Below are 17,853 nucleotides of genomic sequence, written 5' to 3' on the forward strand. Positions count from 1 at the left end.
TAGGTTTTTGCCAAAACCGACAATAGATCAATCAGATGCAGGCTTCAAACAAAGCTCGCGTGTTTTCCGCTGTCATCTTCACCGGGTTACCACCGGCGCTTGGGTCTGCAAGGGCCATTTTGGTCATTTCCTCAATGCGATCCGTGCCCACGCCCATGTCACGCAAGCGCTCGGGCACGCCGAGCGATTCCCGTAACGTCATGATGAACTGGGTGAACCCGTCAAAGCCATTGGCAATGCCCAGGTAGCGGGTAATGTCGTCGACCCGGTTTTCGATCGCTGGCCGGTTCATGGTGATGACCGACGGCAGTACCACGGCGTTGGTCATGCCATGGTGGGTGTTGTAGATCGCGCCGACCGAATGGGAGACCGCGTGGGTCGCCCCCAGGCCTTTCTGGAAGGCCACCGCGCCCATGGCAGCAGCGACCAGCATCTGCCCGCGCGCCTCGATATCGGCGGCGTCCGCATACACCCGGGGGAGGTTTTCCTTCACCAGCCGCATGCCCTCCAGCGCTATGCCCTGGCTCATGGGGTGGAAGTGGGGGGAGCAGAACGCTTCGAAACAGTGAATGAACGCATCCATGCCCGTTCCGGCCGTAATGAACGGCGGCATACCGACCGTCAGTTCCGGATCAGAGATCACAATCGACGGCAGTATCCGGGGGTGAAAGATGATCTTTTTGACGTGGGTCTGGCTGTTGACGATGACGCTGGCACGCCCCACCTCCGACCCGGTGCCAGCGGTCGTCGGTACCGCAATGATGGGGGCGATCACGTCGGCGTCAGCGCGTTTCCACCAGTCACCGATATCCTCGAAGTCCCACACCGGCCGGGTCTGACCGGCCATGAAGGCCAGCAGTTTGCCCAAGTCCAGCCCGGAGCCGCCGCCGAAGGCGATGACCCCGTCATGGTTGCCGTTGAGGAAGACGTGCCGGCCCGCTTCCATGTTGATTTCCGTGGGGTTGGGGTCAACGTCCGAGAACATGGCCCGCCCAAGACCGGCTTGCTCCATTAAATCGAGCGTCTGCTGGGTGATGGGCAGGTTTGCCAGCCCCCTGTCGGTCACCAGCAACGGCCGTTTAATGCCGGCCTCCGCGCAGCATTCGCCGAGTTCAGCGATGCGACCGGCGCCAAAACGAATATCCGTGGGATAGGACCAGTTTGCGGAGAGTGTCATTGTCAGCCCCTCGTCAGAGAATCGGGTTGTCGGTTGATCCGGATATCAGTTCACCGACTTTTTCAGGTAATACGATTTCGGGCGCGTCAGGTTGTGGTAACCGATGATAGAAAGCCCGCCACCGCGACCGGTGTTCTTGCAACCGGTCCAGCACAGCGCCGGGTCCAGGTAATCACAACGGTTCATGAACACGGTGCCGGTTTCAATCTGACCGGCCACCCGCTCTGCGCGTTCAATGTCTTTGGTCCACAGTGACGCGGTCAGGCCGAATTCGCTGTCGTTCATCAACGCGACCGCCTCGGCGTCATCTTTGACTTTCATGATGCCAACCACCGGGCCGAAGGATTCCTCTCGCATGATTCGCATGGAATGATCCACATCAATAAGGATCTGCGGCATCAGATAGGCCCCGCCCTGTTCAGGGAAAAGCTCGGGGGCGATCAGGGCCCGGGCGCCGCTGGCAACGGCTTCCTCCGTCTGCTTCCGGACATGGTCGGCAAATCGGACATGCGCCATCGGGCCGAGCGTTGTATCCCTGTCCAGCGGATTGCCAAGCCGGTAGGCACTGACGATGGCAACGGCTTTCTCAATGAACGCATCGAACAGGTTCTCTGCCACGTAAATGCGCTCAATGCCACAGCAACACTGGCCGGCATTGAACATGGCGCCGTCGATCAGTGTCTCCACGGCGGCACCCAGATCCGCATCGTCCATCACATAACCCGGGTCCTTACCGCCAAGCTCCAGCCCAACGCCGGTAAAAGTGCCGGCAGCGGCTCGCTCGATGACCTGCCCCCCATCCACCGAACCGGTAAAATTCACAAAACCGAAGGCTTTTTCCGCGATCAGCTCGGACGTGGTCTCGTGGGACAGAAATACATTCTGGAAGATCTCCCGGGGAATGCCAGCGGCGTGGAACGCCTCCGCCATGTGCTCACCGACCAGGGGCGTTTGTGACGCGTGTTTGAGAAACACCGCGTTACCGGCAATCAGGGCCGGAACGACCGTGTTCACTGCCGTCATGTAGGGGTAATTCCAGGGCGCAACCACCAGCACGGCGCCATGAGGCTCGCGCCGAATGTAGCGGTGAAAGGCGGCACTGTTTTCGATCTCGATGGAAGCCAGCCCTTCTTCCGCCAGATCGGCCATCATCCCGGCACGCTCGTCCACGCCCCCGAACTCGCCGCCATAGCGCACGGGCCGCCCCATCTGCCAGGCCAGTTTTTCCACGATGTCGTCATTCATGTCACCCAGCCGGGCGATGCCGTCGCGAACCCGTTGAACCCGGTCCGAAAGCGGCAGGGCGGCCCAGTCCGGCTGTGCGTTTTTTGCCCTGGCGACGGCCTCCCGCGCGGCTTCGAGGGAAAGTGTTGTGCGCTCCACATACACGGAACCATCGATGGGCGATATGCATTGAATGGTCGTACTCATAGCTGTGTCCTACGCTTGCTCAAACCCACGTTTGACTTCGTAATCGGTAACAACACGATCAAAATCTTCCTGCTCCCACTCCGCACAACGCACGTAGTGATCAATCACGTCGTTGCCCATGGCTTCCCGCAGCATGTTTGAGCCACGCAACGAATCGGTGGCTGCTCTCAACGTGGAGGGGATACTGCGGGCAGACTCGGCGCCATACGCATTGCCGGAGAACTCCGGTTCCAGCTCGAGCTTGCCTTCGATGCCGGCGATGGTGGCGGCAATCTGCGACGCCAGCGCCAGGTATGGATTGAGATCGGAACCGCCGATGCGACACTCCACCCGCACGGCGTCCGTGTTCGGTGCGACAACGCGATAACCGGCGGTGCGGTTGTCGATGGACCAGACCGTGCTGGTCGGGGCAAAGGTGCCGGCAGCAAACCGCTTGTACGAGTTAACGTAAGGCGCGAGAAAGAAGGTGGTGTCGTTGGCGTATTCCAGTAGCCCCGCCAGCGCATGCTCCATGGTTTTGGACATACCATGGGCACCATTGGGGTCATAGAACACTGATTTTCCGGTACTGTCCGAGAGGGCCTGATGGATATGGCTGGACGACCCGGCGGCGTTGTGATTCCACTTGGCCATGAAGCTGACACTGCGCCCGTGCTGCCAGGCGATTTCCTTGACCGCATTTTTCACCAGAACGTGGGTGTCGGCCATGGTGAGCGGGTCGGAGTAGTGGATGTTGAGCTCGGCCTGCCCGGCGTCGGCCTCACCTTTGCTGCTCTCAACCGTGATCCCCGCCTGATAGAGTCCGTTGCGGATGGGCCGCATCACGTCTTCCTCACGGGTGGTCTGGAAGATGTGGTAGTCCTCGTTATAGGGGCTGATGGGCGTCATATGGTGATACTGACGCTTCTGCATCTCCTCAAACGTCTCCCGGAAAATGAAAAACTCCAGTTCGGTGGCGGTGGTCATCTGCAACCCCATGGCTGACAGCCGCTCCAGCTGTTTTTTCAGTACCGCCCTGGGCGAGTGTGGTACGGGCTCATGGGTGGCGTGATCAATCAGGTCACACAGGATGAAGGCGGTACCCTCAAGCCACGGCAGGCGCCGCAGCGTGGTCAGATCCGGCTTCATCACATAGTCGCCGTAACCGGCCGCCCAACTGGTTGAGGCATAGTTCTCCACCGTTGTCATTTCCAGATCGGTGGCCACGAGGTACTTGCAACAGTGACTCTCTTCCCAGGCGGTGTCGATAAAGTACTGGGCCTGAAATCGTTTGCCCATGAGACGCCCCTGCATATCGGGGATCGCGGCCACGACGGTATCAATCGTGCCGTCTTCGACACATTTTTTCAGTTCTTTAAAAGACAGTTGAGCTGCCATCTCACGGCTCCACAATATCAACTAGGCTAAAAGGCGCCGCGCTCAGTGATGGGTTGATCCGGGAGTGATCGCCACTGAACGCAGGGTTGCTCCGTGACCCGCTCAGGTATAACGATAGGGCCGCCCCGCCTTCTCCATTTTTTCGTTGTATTCCTTGAGTATCTTGACGACCCGGGCCTTGGTTTCGGATTCCTGGGCGACCTCATCCCAGAAAACACGCGCCGCCTTTTCCACTTCTGCCCACTCCTTGTCCGGAATGGTGGTCAGTTTCATCTTCGTGCCGTCTGTACGCAGTTTGGCCTCGCCTCCCCAATACCACCACTGGCGGTAATAGTGCGAGCTGTCCATGGTCAGCTTGAGCAGTTCCTTGAGATGATCCGGAAGCTCGTTATAGCGATCCATATTGGCGAAGAAGGATCCCGCCCAGGCACCAGAGATGTTGTTGGTCAGGAAGTAATTGGTTACGTCCGCCCAGCCCACCGTGTAGTCCTCGGTAATGCCGGACCAGGCGATACCGTCCAGCTCACCTGTCTGCACCGCGACTTCGATGTCTTCCCAGGGCAGTTGAACCGGTACCACCCCGAACTGGCTCATGAAACGGCCGGCAGTGGGGAAGGTGAAGACGCGCTTGCCTTTGAGGTCCTCGAGACTGTGAATCGGCTCTTTGGTGGCAAAATGGCAAGGATCCCAGGCACCGGCGGACAGGTGTTTCACGCCCACCTTGGAATACTCTTCGTCCCAGATTTCATTCAGTCCGTACTGATTGAACAGCACGGGCACGTCCAGCGAATAGCGGCTGGCGAACGGGAAGTAGCCGCCGAAAACAGTGACCTCGGTGGGCGATGCCATGGAATCGTCATCGGACTGAACCGCGTCAATAGTGCCTTTTTGCATGGCGCGGAACAGTTCCCCGGTGGGAACAAGCTGATCGGCAAAATAGAGTTCGATCTGCATCTCTTTGCCGGCAATACGGTTGAAACTGTCGATCGCTGGCTTGACCACATGCTCTGCCAATGCCGGCCCGGCGTAGGTTTGCAGTCGCCATCGTATTTTCGGCTCCTGGGCGTAAAGTCTGGGCGGCGTAAGGGCGGCGGCCCCCGCCAGTGCTGCTACGGATGCTGATGCGAGAAAGTTACGTCTTGTGGTCATGGCGACCTCCTTGACTGACGCTTGTTATGGAAGCCAACCCGGCTTCCGGGGTGTTACTCGACATTCGTGTTCATCCAAAAACGTTGACGATTCATCGGTTGTAAACGTACTCCGGCAGCCAGAGCGCAATCTGTGGAAAGGCCATGATCAGCGACAGTGCCACCAGCATCACGCAGACAAACGGGAGAATTGAACTGTAGATATCGCGCAGTGAAATTTCCGGCGGCGCCATGGCCCGCATCAGGAACAGGTTGTAACCGAAAGGGGGCGTCATGTAGGCAATCTGGGTGGTAATCGTGTAGAGCACGCCATACCAGATCAGATCAAAGCCAAGAGCTGCCACCAACGGCACGTACAGGGGCGCCACAATCACCAGCATTGCGGTATCGTCCAGGAAGGTACCCATCAACAAAAACGACAACTGCATCATGATCAGGATCATCCAGGGGTTGAGCCCCAGTTGCTCGGTAAACAGATTGTCGATGGCCTTTACCGCACCCAGCCCGTCAAACACGGCACCGAAACCGAGGGCAGCGAGGATGATCCACATGAACATGCAGGAAATGGCCAGCGTCTGGCGCACGGAGGCTTCGAACACGGTCCGGTTCATCCGGCCCTTGAGGATCGCCGCGGTGAACGCCGCCATGGCGCCGATGGCCGAACTTTCCACCAGGCTGGTCCAGCCTTTCACGAACGGCACCATCATGGTGGCAAAAATAACCACCGGGAGAACGCCGGCACGCAACAGGCGTAACTTCTCGCCCAGGCTGACCTGGCGCTCCTCTTTGGGCAGCACAGGCCCGAGTTCCGGCTGAAGGCGACACCGCACGGCAATGTAGACGATAAACATAACGGCCATGATCAGCCCGGGCACAACGCCCGCAAGCCAGAGTTGCCCCACCGGCTGGCGGGCAATCATGGCGTACAGCACCAGCACCACCGAGGGCGGCACCAGAATGCCCAGCGACGAACCCGCCTGAACCACGCCAGTCACCATGCGCTTGTCATAACCCCGCCGGAGCAACTCGGGCAGGGCGATGGTGGCTCCAATGGCCATACCGGCAACCGATAGTCCGTTCATAGCCGATACCAGCACCATCAGGCCAATGGTGCCAATGGCAAGCCCGCCATGAATGGGCCCCATCCAGACATGGAACATTCGGTAGAGGTCGTCGGCGATTCTCGATTCCGACAGCACATAGCCCATGAAGATAAACATCGGCAGCGTCAGCAACGGATACCAGTTCATCAGCTTCATGGCGGATGAGAAGGGGATATCGGAACCACCGGTTCCCCACAGCGCCAGTGCTGACACCGCGGCGACGGCACCAATGGCACCAAACACGCGCTGGCCGGTCATCAGCATCAGCATCATTGAGGCGAACATGAAAAAAGCGATGAGATCGTAAGACATCAGATGTCTTCTCCCCGAATGCGGGCGATGTCTTTGAAAAGCTCCGATACCGCCTGCAACAGCATGAGTGAGAAGCCGATGCACATCACCACCTTGATCGGCCACATGTAGGGTCGCCACGCCGATGGGCTGCGTTCGCCATATTGAATCGCATAGCTCGTGCTGTCGTAGGCGCCGTACAGGAGCACGCCCAGAAAGAAAATCAGGAAAAAAATGGTGAAGACATCGAACCAGGCTTTTTGACGAACCGACCAGTTACCGTAAAACAGGTCCATGCGTACATTGGCGTCCAGCTGGATTGAATAGGGACCGCCCAGGATGTAGTACGCCACCATGGCAAACTGCGCGGCTTCGAGTGTCCATAAAGAGGGAAGGAAGAAGGCTTTGGAAATGGATGACCAAAGCAGAATAGCGACCATGACAAAGATGCCGTACATCACCGCCCTGCCAACACGGTAATTTACGGCATCCACGAATCGGATGTATCCGTTGACGAAAGGTGGCATCTACAGACCCCACTCAATGCATTAGCGAGCCAGTCAGACAGCCGCACGGCTATGGACTGCTGTTTTTCTGTAGCGAACTTTTAAGCTAGCACAGCATTTTTAATCTGTCGCATTAGCAGGGAGGCGTGGTCAGGGACCGACCTCGGGTGCCGGGTCCGGGCCGCCTTCGCGGAATTCGCTGGCCGACTTGCCAGTCCACTTGCGAAAGGCCCGGCTGAAGTTGGACAGGTCCGCGTAGCCAAGCTCATAGGCGATCTCGCTGACGGACTGGTTGGTGTACCGCAGGAGTTGGATGGCACGGTCTTTCAGCACCGCTTCCACGATTTCGCGGTAGGTTGTGTCCTTTTCCGCCAGCCGCCGTTTCAGCGTGCGGGACGACACGCAGAAACGCTCGGCCATGGACTCCAGGGACGGCAATGGCCCGGGCATCACGTGGAGCATGTTGCGGATGGCGTAGGAAATGTCGCCCTGGTCTTTCAGGGCTTTCTGCAGTTCGAACTCACACTGGTCCCGTGCCATCCGCGAGGCCTCGGCATCCGCCAGTCGCATTCGGGTATCCAGCAGTCCCTTGGGAAACACCATGGTTTCCTCAGGTTGGCCGTATTCGAAGGGCACCGGCAATTGAGGGGCGAACCTGGTGTAGTAGGTGGGTTCCGGGGATGTCAGTTGAACCTTCACACCCGGGAGCTTGCCGTTTTCCAGCGCGAATCCGCGTTTCTCCGCGTCGTCACGGTCGATCAGCTGTTCCGCCAGCATCATCAGGGTGGCACTGACGGTTTCTGCCAGGAAGCGGTACTGGGTAGGCACGTCGAATTCCGTGCGCAACCGCACCAATACATGGTCACCGGCATCGGTCACGGTCATGGTGAGAAAGGGCACCCGCAGTTGCAGGTAGCGCCGCACCGAGTCCAGGGCGCCGGCCAGGGTGGGGCTGGTCAGAGCCGCGAATCCGAGGGTGCCGTGGATGGTAACCCGCAGCTCGCGAGCCAACGTAAAGCTCAGGCCGTCTTTTCCCGCCAGGGTCAGCGCCCGTTCCACCATCACGATGGCGTCGGTAACAAACACCCGGCTGTCATTGGATTTCAGATCCTGGGGCGTGAACGCCATGCCTTCGTACAGAACACGGTCATTGTAGCCCAACTGCCGCACCACATCGGCCAGCACCCGGAGGTACACACCGGGAACCAGGAACAGTCCCAGCATCTGCCGTTCTTTTTCCGGGCCCGGGTTTGCCATGCAGGTTCCTTCTCGTTGTGTGAGATTTGTTGTGGGAAGACTCACTGCCACCGATGCTATCAGAAGCCCGGCACAGCCACACTGTGACTGGAGTCACCGGCAACCACGTCAGCATAGTCAATTGAGGCCGCCCCTGGCCCTTCCTCCACGATGGCCGTCCCCTTTTCGCATTCAAAGCCCGCGTTGACTCACACACACTGGTCCCATCCCATCAGCCATAGTGCCCAAGCGCAGGAGTAATGACATGCTGAGAACGAAAACCACTGAGTCAAAGCCGGTTGCACGCACCCCGGACAACGTTGCCATCAAGCCACAGCGTATGGGGTTTGAATTCGGGGAGAAGGTTCCCCACTACTGGCTGGACAACAGCTACATCCTGAGCCACACGATGAATGCCCTGTCTGTGCTGTTCCCGCAGGGCGAGCAGTTTTTCGTCGATGCGGTGCGGTACTACCAGGACCAGATCAACGATCCCAAGCTGAAAAAAGAAGTCAGGGGCTTTATCGGCCAGGAAGCCATGCACTCGCTGGAACATAAGTCCATGAACCAGCATGTGCGGGATCAGGGGATGCCGGTGGAGGAACTGGAAGAACACCTGGAAGTGGTGCTGGGCATTGCCAAGAAGCTGCCCAAGCGACACCAGTTGGCCATCACCTGCGCCTTGGAGCATCTAACGGCGATGATGGCAGACATGCTGCTGGAGCGCAGCGATGTTCGCGAAGACATGCACGAAACCATGCGCCCGCTATGGGTGTGGCACGCCATTGAGGAAACCGAGCACAAGGCGGTCACTTACGATGTGTTCAAACAGGTGGGCGGCACTTACGCCGAGCGTACGTTCTATCTGGCGTTCAGCACTGCCGCACTGGGTGTGGTGGCCAGCTACTTCACCACCCGGATGATGCTGAATGACCGGAAGAATTTTTCACTGAAGGATTCCGCCCTTGGCTTGTGGCGCATGTGGGGCAAGAACGGCACTTTCTCCAGCCTGGTCCCCACCTGGCTGGAGTATTTCAAGCCGGGCTTCCACCCATGGGACCACGACAACAGCGAACTGATTGCTCGCTTCAAGGAGCAGATCAACGAGTACATTGCCCCGCAGTATCAGAAGGGAAATCGCCGGACTATTCAGTAACCCTGTATGTCAGTAACCCTGTATGTCAGTAACCCTGGATGATCACTAAGTCCGTGCTGTCGCACGCGGGCCTTTGACCGGCGAAAGGCCCGCCCTGGCGACCCTGTTGCGCCCGGACCGTTTGCTGCTGAACAGGCAGCGGTCGGCAATCCGGAACAACGTCTCGGCGTCGATGGCGTGATCGGGATAATGTGCAATTCCGAACGATGCGGTCACCCGGATCAGGGCATCACCATAGGGTAGTTCGCTGTCGGCAATACGCTGACGCAACTCGTCCATTAACTGGAAAGAATCCTCGAGTTTCACATCCCGCAGAATCAACCCGAATTCCTCTCCACCCAATCGCCCCACTGCGTCGGTGATGCGCAGACGTTCGGTGAGCTGCTTGCCGATGTTTTGCAGAACATGGTCTCCAGCGTCATGGCCCATGGTGTCATTCACGACCTTGAAGTGGTCGATGTCCATAATAACCAGGGCAAATCCCGAGCCACTGCGGGCGCACTCCGCGAGGGTGCGGTCCAGCGTGCTCTGGAAGTTCGCACGGTTGGCCAGTCCGGTAAGCGCATCGGTCTGTGCAAGGGTGAACAACTTCTGCTCGGCTTCCTCACGACGGGTTTCGTATAGATGGATAAAACCCAGCATCAGGATGGCGCAGAGCACCATGTTTAGCAGGTCAATCACGCCGCCGGCATCAGCGACGAACTCCAGGTGGAAGTAGTAGGTGACACAGCCTGCTGCAACGAACGGCGCACTGAGCAGGAAACCTTCTCTCTTCCCCAACAGCAAATACGCCAGAACCGGTATCATCAGCACCCACACGAAGGCAGACACCGAGGCTTCGGGTACCAGCATGATCAGCAAGGCGAAGGAAAATCCCGTCACCAGATAACTGTAGATCCAGACCTGAAGGCGAGGCGTGCGATTGATTCGGGTGATCCCAAAGAACAGGATCAAGCTTGCAATGAGTTCCCCTGTCGCGAGCCAGATATAGCCGTTCAGAATCTGCAGGCAACCAAAAATCACCAGCGCAGAACCGGTCACGAGAAACAACGATCGCATCAGCGAACGACGTTGAGTGTCCCTGAGTCCTGAGCGGCTTTGTTCCAGCGACGCGCCAAGATCCGGGTGCAAGGGTGTATTCATGCTGCCTCTTTCCCTGAAATACAGCGAGGTTCGGGTATCGACGACTGTATGGAAAATATACAGCGGCTGCCACCGGGCTTCAATCAAATCCGTATGCTATCGCCCGGTGGCACGGTAAAGGCAGGTTAAATAACCTCAAACGTACAGGTTTTTGCGGGAAAAACGCTCCACCAGCGGCTGATAAGCGGATCCCAGCACCCGGTTCAGGGCATCTATTCCCCAGGCATCTGGCCCTACGAGAATTCGGGATTCATTCTTCAGGATGCCTTTAACGATGGTTTCAGCCGCCTTTTCAGGGGTGGTCATGGCGAGCTTGTCGAACCCCTTGCGTTGAGCATTGGCGTTTTCCGATTTACCCATACGTGCGGCGTTGGCAATGTTGGTGCGGATGCCGCCAGGATGCACGCAACTCACCGCAACTGGCTGTTTTTCAAGCTTCATTTCCTGGCGCAGAGACTCGGTAAAGCCCCGAACCGCAAATTTGGCAGCATTGTAGGCACTCTGTTTGGGCACACCGATCAGCCCGAACACACTGGAAATGTTCACCACGTGCCCGTCACCTGAGGCAATCAGGTGTGGCAGGAAGGCCCGGGTGCCATGGGCCACGCCCCAGAAATCGATGTCCATGACCCATTTGAAGTCTTCGTCAGTCATCTCACGCACTGACGCCGAGAGAGCAACACCGGCGTTGTTGATCACCAGGTTTACCTGGCCAAAATCCTTCATCACCTGTTCGGCATGGGCGTAAATGGCATCCCGGCCTGACACGTCCAGAGTATAGGTGCGAACCTCAACGTTACTGCAACCGGCTGCCGTTTCGGCAAGGCCTGCCTCATTGACGTCGGACAGCGCAAGGCGACAGCCCTTTTCCGCCAGCGCGACGGCCAGCGCCCGGCCAATACCGGAACCTGCGCCGGTGACTACCGCTACTTTGTTGTTCAGATTTTTCATGGTCCACGATCTCTTGTTGTGCGATGTGTTGCTTACTCTATCAGGTGTCGGGCTACGGGATATGGCATAAGCGCACTGCCCATCGGGGCATTCGGGCCACCTTCCGGCCACTGTCGGAATCGTGACTCCCACTCAATGAACGTGCACAATTCACCACGATCCGGTCCGATTTGGTTACAATCGCCGATCTACCCCTTTTTCTGTCACCGACGGATGTATTTTATGGAATGGAGTCTCACGCACTTCTGGCTGATACTCGCGCTCGTACTGAGTCTCACCGAGCTGACTTCCGGTGTGCTGGTGCTACTGGCACTGGGCATAGCAGCAGCATTGACTGCGGTTTTGACCGCGTTGGGCGCCCCTTTTGAATGGCAGTTGGTAGGCATGGGGGGGTTCTCCGGCGTTCTGGTTCCCATTGCCATTCGCTGGATCCGACCAAGGTTTTCGCCCAAAGGCGTCGCTTACGGAACAACGGGCACCGGAGTTGAGCACGGCAAGGCTTTCAGAACACTGAAACGGGATTTCGACGGGGCCAGCGGCATCAAGGTCAATGGTGATTTCTACCGTATACGCACCAGCGATACCGGTATGACCGAACTGCCTGAAGCCACCGACGTCATTTTCGAACGGTTTGACGGCAGCACGGCCGTTGTTCACACGATCACTCACAAGGAGCAGTAAACATGGAAAACGTTGTTTCCCCGGGGCTGGTTATCAGCCTTATTTTCGTTGTCATCGGTATTTTCATCATCACCAAGGGCCTGGTAATTGTGCGCCAGTCAGAGGTAATGGTGATCGAGCGGCTGGGTTCGTTCCACCGCGTACTGGAAAGCGGTGTGAACATCATTATCCCCTTTATCGAACGTCCCCGTGCCATCACCATGACCCGGTATGTGCGCATCGGCGACGAGTACCATCCCAGCAGCAGCTTTGAAACCCGCATTGATCGACGCGAGACGGTGATGGACTTTCCCGGCCAGCCGGTGGTCACGACCGACAACGTGACAGTTACCATCAACGGTGCTCTGTATTACCAGATCATCGACCCACGTCGGGCAGTCTACGAAGTGGCCAACATGAGCCAGGCAGTCGAGGTGCTGGCAAAAACCACCCTGCGCTCAGTGGTGGGTAAGATGGAACTGGACAAGCTGTTCGAATCGCGCAGTGAGGTGAATAACGCCATCCAGGCTGAAATGGAAGAAGCGGCATCAAAGTGGGGAGTAAAGCTCACCCGTGTCGAAGTTCAGGACATCAGCATGCCGGAGGAAGTCGAGGAAGCCATGCGCCTGCAGATGGCGGCCGAGCGTAAACGTCGCGCCACGGTAACCGAAGCAGAGGGTGAAAAGTCCGCGGCCATTGCCATGGCCCAGGGCCAGCGCGAGTCGGCCATTCTCAATGCCCAGGGTGACAAGGAATCCGCTATCCTCCGTGCCCAGGGCGAGCAGGAATCCATTCGCCTGGTATTGAGCGCCATGGGTGAGACCGAAGAGAACAAACAAACCGTCATCGGCTATCTTCTGGGGCAAAGCTACATCAAGGTACTACCGAATATGGCCAAAGACGGTGAGCGGGTCTTCGTGCCCTACGAGTCTTCCGCACTGCTGGGGTCCATGGGTATGTTCCGGGAACTGGCTGGCAGCCCCGAAGATATCGTACGCCAGAGTGTGAAACAGGATGGCCTGCGCGGTGGCATGGTGGCGTCAGCCGGTAACAGCTAGCCCCCGAACCCTCAGCGGCTCCGGCAACCCCTATTCCAGGAGGTTGTCGAGCGGCTGCTGGTATCCCGGCGCAAACACTTCCAGGAAATACATCACTTCCGGCAGTCCGTCATCCTCCAGCTTTTTCAGGATGTGACCCGCCGCTGGCTCAAACTCCTTGTTGCCAGCCTGCATCTCAGCCTGGCATTTCAACAATGCCGAGAGCCGGTCGGCCGCTTTGATCAATTCTTTCTCCTCATGGCCCCATCCGGATTCGCGAACATAGGGCGCAAAATCCTCCCGCAGATCCGCCGGTAGTAGCGCCAGTAATTCGGCCTCAGCCTTGTGTTCGATGTCTCCGAACGCTTCCCGCATAACCCGGGAATGGTATTTGACCGGTGTCGGCATATCACCTGTAATAACCTCTGTGGCATCGTGGTAAAGCGCTGCGGCAGCGATCCGGTCAGCGTTGACCCGGCCGCCAAAATGGCGGTTACGGATAATCGCAAGCGCATGAGCCAGGGTAGCCACCTCCCAGGAATGAGTGGCAACATTCTCCTCGATCGCGTTGCGCATCAGCCCCCATCGCTTGATCCACCGCAGGCGAGACACATAGGCAAAGAAATGGCTGAGAGGGCGCTTCATATCGGACGCTTCCCGTTTTGCATGAGTTTATGGTTGGCCTCTTTTGACTAAGATTAAACAATGGTAATGTGAACAGACGTTCAAACCTTGCTGCCGGGAAGCACTCCACCTTGAAACTCCGACACCGATTCAATCGCAGACATATGCCGAAAGCCACTCTTTTAATACTGGGCCTTACGCTGACTATCGTTTTTAAAACCACGGTTTCCGCACAGACCGAAATTGCTGTCGGCGTCTATGACTACCCTCCTATTGCCAGTGTGAACAGCAAAAACCAGGCCGAGGGCCTACTCGGTGATCTGCTGAGGGAGCTGGATTCAACAAACAACAACGTCACATTCCGAGTTGTCTACACCTCCCCCAAGCGCCGGCACATGGATTTCCACGCGGGATTGTACGACGTTATTTTCTTTGAAAACCCGAGCTGGGGTTGGGAAAACCTGCCCGTTAGCACCTCCCGACCGATCCTGATGGACGACGATGTCTATGTCGCGCTCAGCAAACCCGGTCGTGACCAAAGTTTCTTTGACAACATCACCGAGCGACACATCGTTGCCATCTCGGGCTATCACTATGGCTTCGCCGGCCTGTCCACGGATAACGCCGAGCTTGAGAAGCGGTTCAGCATCGAGTTTTCCCACAGCCACAGCCGCAATCTTGAACTGATCAAGGCAGACCGACCGTCACTGGCCGAAGTGGCCGTAATCAGCCGCTCCTATCTTCAGAGTCACCTGAACGACCATCCCGAGGACAGGGGCAGGTTCCTGGTGTCCGATACCCCCGATCAGACCTACCTCTTACATATCATGGCACGGAAAAATGGCCCCATCGACACGGACAACCTGGAACAGCTGCTGTCACCGCTGTTCAAAGACGGGCGTTACCAGCAATTTGTCGGTCAACGCAACCTCCAGTTACCGCCGGGCATCCCCAACCCGGCAGCGCCCTGATCCCGACCGCTGTCACCGCACATCCAGCTCAAAGCTGATGGTTACGGTGGCGGCCTCATCGGCCGTGGCATCGCGAACGGGGTCAAGCAGGTATACCTGGTTTTCCGACGCTCCATGCTCCTGCAACATTTGTTTCCGGAGCCATACCCCCCGGGATGTTGCCAGGTTGCCCAAGGCCTCCGGCGGCAGTTCTACATTCGCTATCAATCGCTTCACCAGCGCCTGCTCCCATTCCCGTTCGCCGGGTTCTGCGTTCCCGCCGGCAACGTCGTTTCGGAAAGCCTCCACCGACGCCACATAATCAGAGTCCGCGTACGCCTGCTCAAGCCGATCGATACGTGCCGACGCGGCAGCTCCATTCGCGATGCCCAGTTGCTCAAACAGTTTCTGCCGCCGCAACGCATCTCCGTCCGCCTCCGGTGCGACCGCTCCACGAACTTTGAGTGCAAGATCAGGGCGTTCATTCAAAGCCTTGCCCAGTGCCTCCAGTTTGACGTCTTCCCCATCGGCAAGCTCGGTGCGCCCCGCTTCAAAACGCACACTTCCCAGCTCTTCTCCCGACAGGCCCGCAAAGTCCGCAATCGACCCCAGCATGCTGAATGGCGAAGTGGCCGCTTTGGCGACGAGGTTTACGAATGTTCTCATCACAACCTGACCAATATTGAAGTCCGGACTTTCCAGGTCTCCGCTGATGGGCAGGTCAATATCTATGACACCTTGCCGGTCGCGCAGCAACGCCAGGCCAAGCTTGACCGGTGCACTGACGGCCTCGTCACTCGGAACGGGGCCGCCAAGCTCCAGCCGATCCAGGATGACGCTGTTTGCAGCATCCAGACGGCTGCCGGAAAACTTATAATCCAGATCAAGCTTGAGCTTGCCGCTGTCCACGCTGTATCCCAGGTAACGGCCAAAATACGGCGACAGCATGGGCAATGAAACGTTCTCCATAGTCAGCTTCAGATCGCTGGCACCATCGGTTCCCAGTGTGCCCACAGAACCATCCAATGCCATGGTTGCCACATCGCCAACCCGTCCCTGGATCGAGACCTGGCCCTGTTGCGGCGCCACGTTGCTAAGCCCGGTCACCGAGCCGCGCAACTGATCGAACCGGGTTGCGAACGTCGGGTCCAGGGTCCGATCGGTGTAGGAGATGTCACCCTCTTCCAGCATCAGCTGGCCAATACGGAAGATAAAGTCGGGTTCGCCGTCGCTACTGGTTGTTTCCTCGGCTGGCGAGGATTCATCCGAGGGCGAAGATCTGACAATCCGCTCAACATTGTGAACGCCATTGCTGTCACGAACCACGTTCACCGCGGGACCCGCCAGGGTAATGGTGCCAATTTGCAGCCGTGCAGGCGCGACGTTGTATTCCAGTGGCTCCAGGCGCACGCTCTGCCAACGGATCAGGGGCTGGTCACTGTCGCCAAGGCGCAGATCCAGGGATTCCACCCCGCCAGTACCACTAAACGTACCCGTCATCGGGTCTTGTTGTTGGTCCAGATCCAGGTTGCCATCGACGGACAACAGGCCATTCCTGACTTCCAGGTTCGCCGCCTGATTGATATAGGCCCCAAACTGCGCAAGAGCAATCCCACTGCCAGATAGCCCGGCTTCCAGCGTGAAAGGCGCCAATGTGGCCTGACCGTTGATCGAAAGTCTTCCACCGCCGTTCAGTCCAGCATTGGCGCTGTAGTTGACGGGTTCCTCCAGGCGATTGGACATCCTATCGATACTGATCGACAGGTCTTCAAGGGCCAGTTCAGCAGGAATTTGCGGCTGCTCGTCCCGCCAATTCACGTTGCTGTTGGCCAACTCCACGCCGGACACCGACCAGCGAAATGGCGCACCTGCTCCACCATCGTCACTGCCTGTTCCGTCCGTACCATCCTGGAACGGTGCTAGCAGATTGAGCTGGCCATCCGTGTCGCGATGCAGGGACAGGCTGACACCATCAATATTCACGGTACCTGTCGACAGTTCCCGTTCGTTAAGCCCGAAACGGATACCACCCACGCTCAGGCGGTCCGCGCTCAGCAGCTCATCGTCGTTTCCAGTCTCGAGGCCGAGATCGACATCGTTAATGGTGAGCTGGCCCTCCGAGGTGGTTAGATACAGCTCACCGGAAGAACGCAGTTCGTACTGCGAGCTGAGAGTCACACTGCCGTTACGAAGCTGGTAGGGAAGATAGGGCTTGAGGAAATGCTGCAGGGTTTCGTGGGACACGTTACCCAGTTTGAGGAACCCTTTTGAATAAAGAGGGGCGATACTCAGGTTGCCTTCCCACTCAATGGTCTGGCTGCCGACGGCCGCCAACAGATAATAGCTGCTGTCACCGTCGTCACGGGGCCAGGTTGCCAGGTCGTTCAATGCCAGATCCAGGGGCGTAACCCGGAATTCCTCCTGACCTTGCTGACTGAAATCCCGAAACAGCAGTTCGCCGCCAGAGATCCTGACCCGGTCAAAATAGACTTTGGGCGGCTCGCCGGGATCCGCGTCGTCGGTCGCCGGTTCTTCGCCAGCCGGGTTGTTGGCCTGCCAGTCCCGGGCGAAGTTAACACTGTAGTCCTCCAGCAAATCCAGGCGAACATAGGGTTCTTCCAGTTCGATGTCCTGCAGCCCGATGATTCCGGTGAGCAATCGCCAGACGCCGAGGTTGGCATAAAAGCTGTCAAAGGCAACCACCGGTTCCCCTTCAGCGTCCTTGGCCTCCAGCCCAAGGGCTTCGACGCTCATGGCAAAGGGATTCACCTGGATCTCTTCAATCTCGGCCTGCCATCCCATGTGTTGTTCCAGCCGCTCCGGCAGCGTTCGCTCCAGCCACCATGGCAGTATCGCAAACCCGGCGAGGGCATAGATCACTACCAGAACCAGTACCACTATCGAGATGTTTCTGGCAGACAATCGTCGTTTGCGGTTCGCAGCCACCGGGCTCTCCTTGTTTTTCATTGCTGACAGGCGCAGTCTGTCGCCAATCTGTCCACCAAGGATAGCCCGCCAGTCACCGGTTTGTCAGCCGGACAGGACGATGGACTGACATGGAGC

At 57.8% G+C, this 17,853-nt stretch carries 15 protein-coding genes; 4 read left to right on the forward strand and 11 right to left on the reverse strand.

From position 1 onward, the window contains the following. Positions 1–31: 31 nt before the first annotated feature. The 7 genes from AC13D2_RS09495 to AC13D2_RS09525 form a co-directional block, all read right to left on the reverse strand. A complete protein-coding gene (locus AC13D2_RS09495) occupies positions 32–1,177 on the reverse strand; it encodes an iron-containing alcohol dehydrogenase (protein ID WP_482938542.1) in 1,146 nt (381 codons plus the stop codon). A gap of 45 nt (positions 1,178–1,222) precedes the next feature. Continuing rightward, a complete protein-coding gene (locus tag AC13D2_RS09500) occupies positions 1,223–2,608 on the reverse strand; it encodes an aldehyde dehydrogenase family protein (RefSeq protein ID WP_482938543.1) in 1,386 nt (461 codons plus the stop codon). Between the two features lie 9 nt (positions 2,609–2,617). Further along, entirely contained in the window at positions 2,618–3,985 is a 1,368-nt protein-coding gene (locus AC13D2_RS09505; protein ID WP_292047124.1) for a glutamine synthetase family protein, read from the reverse strand. 102 nt (positions 3,986–4,087) lie between these two features. Then, positions 4,088–5,134 (reverse strand): TRAP transporter substrate-binding protein, encoded by a 1,047-nt coding sequence (locus tag AC13D2_RS09510; RefSeq protein ID WP_007154840.1) that lies wholly within the window; start codon positions 5,132–5,134, stop codon positions 4,088–4,090. Positions 5,135–5,225: 91 nt separating this feature from the next. Next, complete coding sequence (locus tag AC13D2_RS09515; RefSeq protein WP_300498686.1) at positions 5,226–6,548, reverse strand: TRAP transporter large permease; 1,323 nt, start codon at positions 6,546–6,548, stop codon at positions 5,226–5,228. Continuing rightward, complete coding sequence (locus AC13D2_RS09520; protein ID WP_300498684.1) at positions 6,548–7,054, reverse strand: TRAP transporter small permease subunit; 507 nt, start codon at positions 7,052–7,054, stop codon at positions 6,548–6,550. Before AC13D2_RS09520 ends, AC13D2_RS09515 begins: the two co-directional genes overlap by 1 nt. 129 nt (positions 7,055–7,183) lie before the next feature. Further along, positions 7,184–8,290 carry a helix-turn-helix domain-containing protein gene (locus AC13D2_RS09525; protein ID WP_300498682.1) on the reverse strand — a complete coding sequence of 369 codons (1,107 nt, stop codon included), beginning with the start codon at positions 8,288–8,290 and terminating at the stop codon, positions 7,184–7,186. A 244-nt stretch (positions 8,291–8,534) separates the two neighbouring features. Between AC13D2_RS09525 and AC13D2_RS09530 the strand changes: the two genes are divergently transcribed. Next, positions 8,535–9,425 (forward strand): metal-dependent hydrolase, encoded by an 891-nt coding sequence (locus AC13D2_RS09530; RefSeq protein WP_292047120.1) that lies wholly within the window; start codon positions 8,535–8,537, stop codon positions 9,423–9,425. 45 nt (positions 9,426–9,470) lie between these two features. Here AC13D2_RS09530 and AC13D2_RS09535 read toward each other — a convergent pair whose 3' ends face one another. Then, on the reverse strand, positions 9,471–10,568 hold the full coding sequence (locus AC13D2_RS09535; RefSeq protein WP_300498681.1) for a GGDEF domain-containing protein: 1,098 nt from the start codon (positions 10,566–10,568) through the stop codon (positions 9,471–9,473). 135 nt (positions 10,569–10,703) lie between these two features. Next, positions 10,704–11,519: an SDR family NAD(P)-dependent oxidoreductase gene (locus AC13D2_RS09540; RefSeq protein ID WP_292047116.1), complete on the reverse strand. Its 816-nt coding sequence runs from the start codon at positions 11,517–11,519 to the stop codon at positions 10,704–10,706. 222 nt (positions 11,520–11,741) lie between these two features. On the opposite strand from AC13D2_RS09540, the gene AC13D2_RS09545 reads away from it, so the two are divergent. Then, on the forward strand, positions 11,742–12,200 hold the full coding sequence (locus tag AC13D2_RS09545; protein ID WP_482938544.1) for an NfeD family protein: 459 nt from the start codon (positions 11,742–11,744) through the stop codon (positions 12,198–12,200). Positions 12,201–12,202: 2 nt separating this feature from the next. Then, the gene (locus AC13D2_RS09550) at positions 12,203–13,237 is read left to right on the forward strand and encodes an SPFH domain-containing protein (protein ID WP_292047113.1); all 1,035 of its coding nucleotides are present in this window, start codon (positions 12,203–12,205) and stop codon (positions 13,235–13,237) included. Between the two features lie 30 nt (positions 13,238–13,267). Here the strand turns inward: AC13D2_RS09550 and yfbR are convergent, their stop codons facing one another. Beyond that, positions 13,268–13,861, reverse strand: a complete 594-nt coding sequence (gene yfbR / locus AC13D2_RS09555) for a 5'-deoxynucleotidase (protein WP_292047112.1) — start codon at positions 13,859–13,861, stop codon at positions 13,268–13,270. Between the two features lie 110 nt (positions 13,862–13,971). Between yfbR and AC13D2_RS09560 the strand changes: the two genes are divergently transcribed. Further along, complete coding sequence (locus tag AC13D2_RS09560; protein WP_292047111.1) at positions 13,972–14,811, forward strand: type 2 periplasmic-binding domain-containing protein; 840 nt, start codon at positions 13,972–13,974, stop codon at positions 14,809–14,811. 12 nt (positions 14,812–14,823) lie between these two features. Here the strand turns inward: AC13D2_RS09560 and AC13D2_RS09565 are convergent, their stop codons facing one another. Then, a complete protein-coding gene (locus tag AC13D2_RS09565; RefSeq protein ID WP_482938545.1) occupies positions 14,824–17,757 on the reverse strand; it encodes a DUF748 domain-containing protein in 2,934 nt (977 codons plus the stop codon). Between the last annotated feature and the right edge of the window lie 96 nt (positions 17,758–17,853).

Source organism: Marinobacter sp. B-12 (assembly GCF_056857915.1).

Excerpts from the sequence above, each read along its gene's own strand:
- AC13D2_RS09550 (WP_292047113.1), top strand. The coding sequence starts at position 12,203 with ATGGAAAACGTTGTTTCCCCGGGGCTGGTTATCAGCCTTATTTTCGTT.
- AC13D2_RS09540 (WP_292047116.1), bottom strand. The coding sequence starts at position 11,519 with ATGAAAAATCTGAACAACAAAGTAGCGGTAGTCACCGGCGCAGGTTCC.
- AC13D2_RS09565 (WP_482938545.1), bottom strand. The coding sequence starts at position 17,757 with ATGAAAAACAAGGAGAGCCCGGTGGCTGCGAACCGCAAACGACGATTG.
- AC13D2_RS09520 (WP_300498684.1), bottom strand. The coding sequence starts at position 7,054 with ATGCCACCTTTCGTCAACGGATACATCCGATTCGTGGATGCCGTAAAT.
- AC13D2_RS09510 (WP_007154840.1), bottom strand. The coding sequence starts at position 5,134 with ATGACCACAAGACGTAACTTTCTCGCATCAGCATCCGTAGCAGCACTG.
- AC13D2_RS09535 (WP_300498681.1), bottom strand. The coding sequence starts at position 10,568 with ATGAATACACCCTTGCACCCGGATCTTGGCGCGTCGCTGGAACAAAGC.
- AC13D2_RS09545 (WP_482938544.1), top strand. The coding sequence starts at position 11,742 with ATGGAATGGAGTCTCACGCACTTCTGGCTGATACTCGCGCTCGTACTG.
- AC13D2_RS09495 (WP_482938542.1), bottom strand. The coding sequence starts at position 1,177 with ATGACACTCTCCGCAAACTGGTCCTATCCCACGGATATTCGTTTTGGC.
- AC13D2_RS09525 (WP_300498682.1), bottom strand. The coding sequence starts at position 8,290 with ATGGCAAACCCGGGCCCGGAAAAAGAACGGCAGATGCTGGGACTGTTC.
- yfbR (WP_292047112.1), bottom strand. The coding sequence starts at position 13,861 with ATGAAGCGCCCTCTCAGCCATTTCTTTGCCTATGTGTCTCGCCTGCGG.
- AC13D2_RS09500 (WP_482938543.1), bottom strand. The coding sequence starts at position 2,608 with ATGAGTACGACCATTCAATGCATATCGCCCATCGATGGTTCCGTGTAT.
- AC13D2_RS09530 (WP_292047120.1), top strand. The coding sequence starts at position 8,535 with ATGCTGAGAACGAAAACCACTGAGTCAAAGCCGGTTGCACGCACCCCG.
- AC13D2_RS09515 (WP_300498686.1), bottom strand. The coding sequence starts at position 6,548 with ATGTCTTACGATCTCATCGCTTTTTTCATGTTCGCCTCAATGATGCTG.
- AC13D2_RS09505 (WP_292047124.1), bottom strand. The coding sequence starts at position 3,985 with ATGGCAGCTCAACTGTCTTTTAAAGAACTGAAAAAATGTGTCGAAGAC.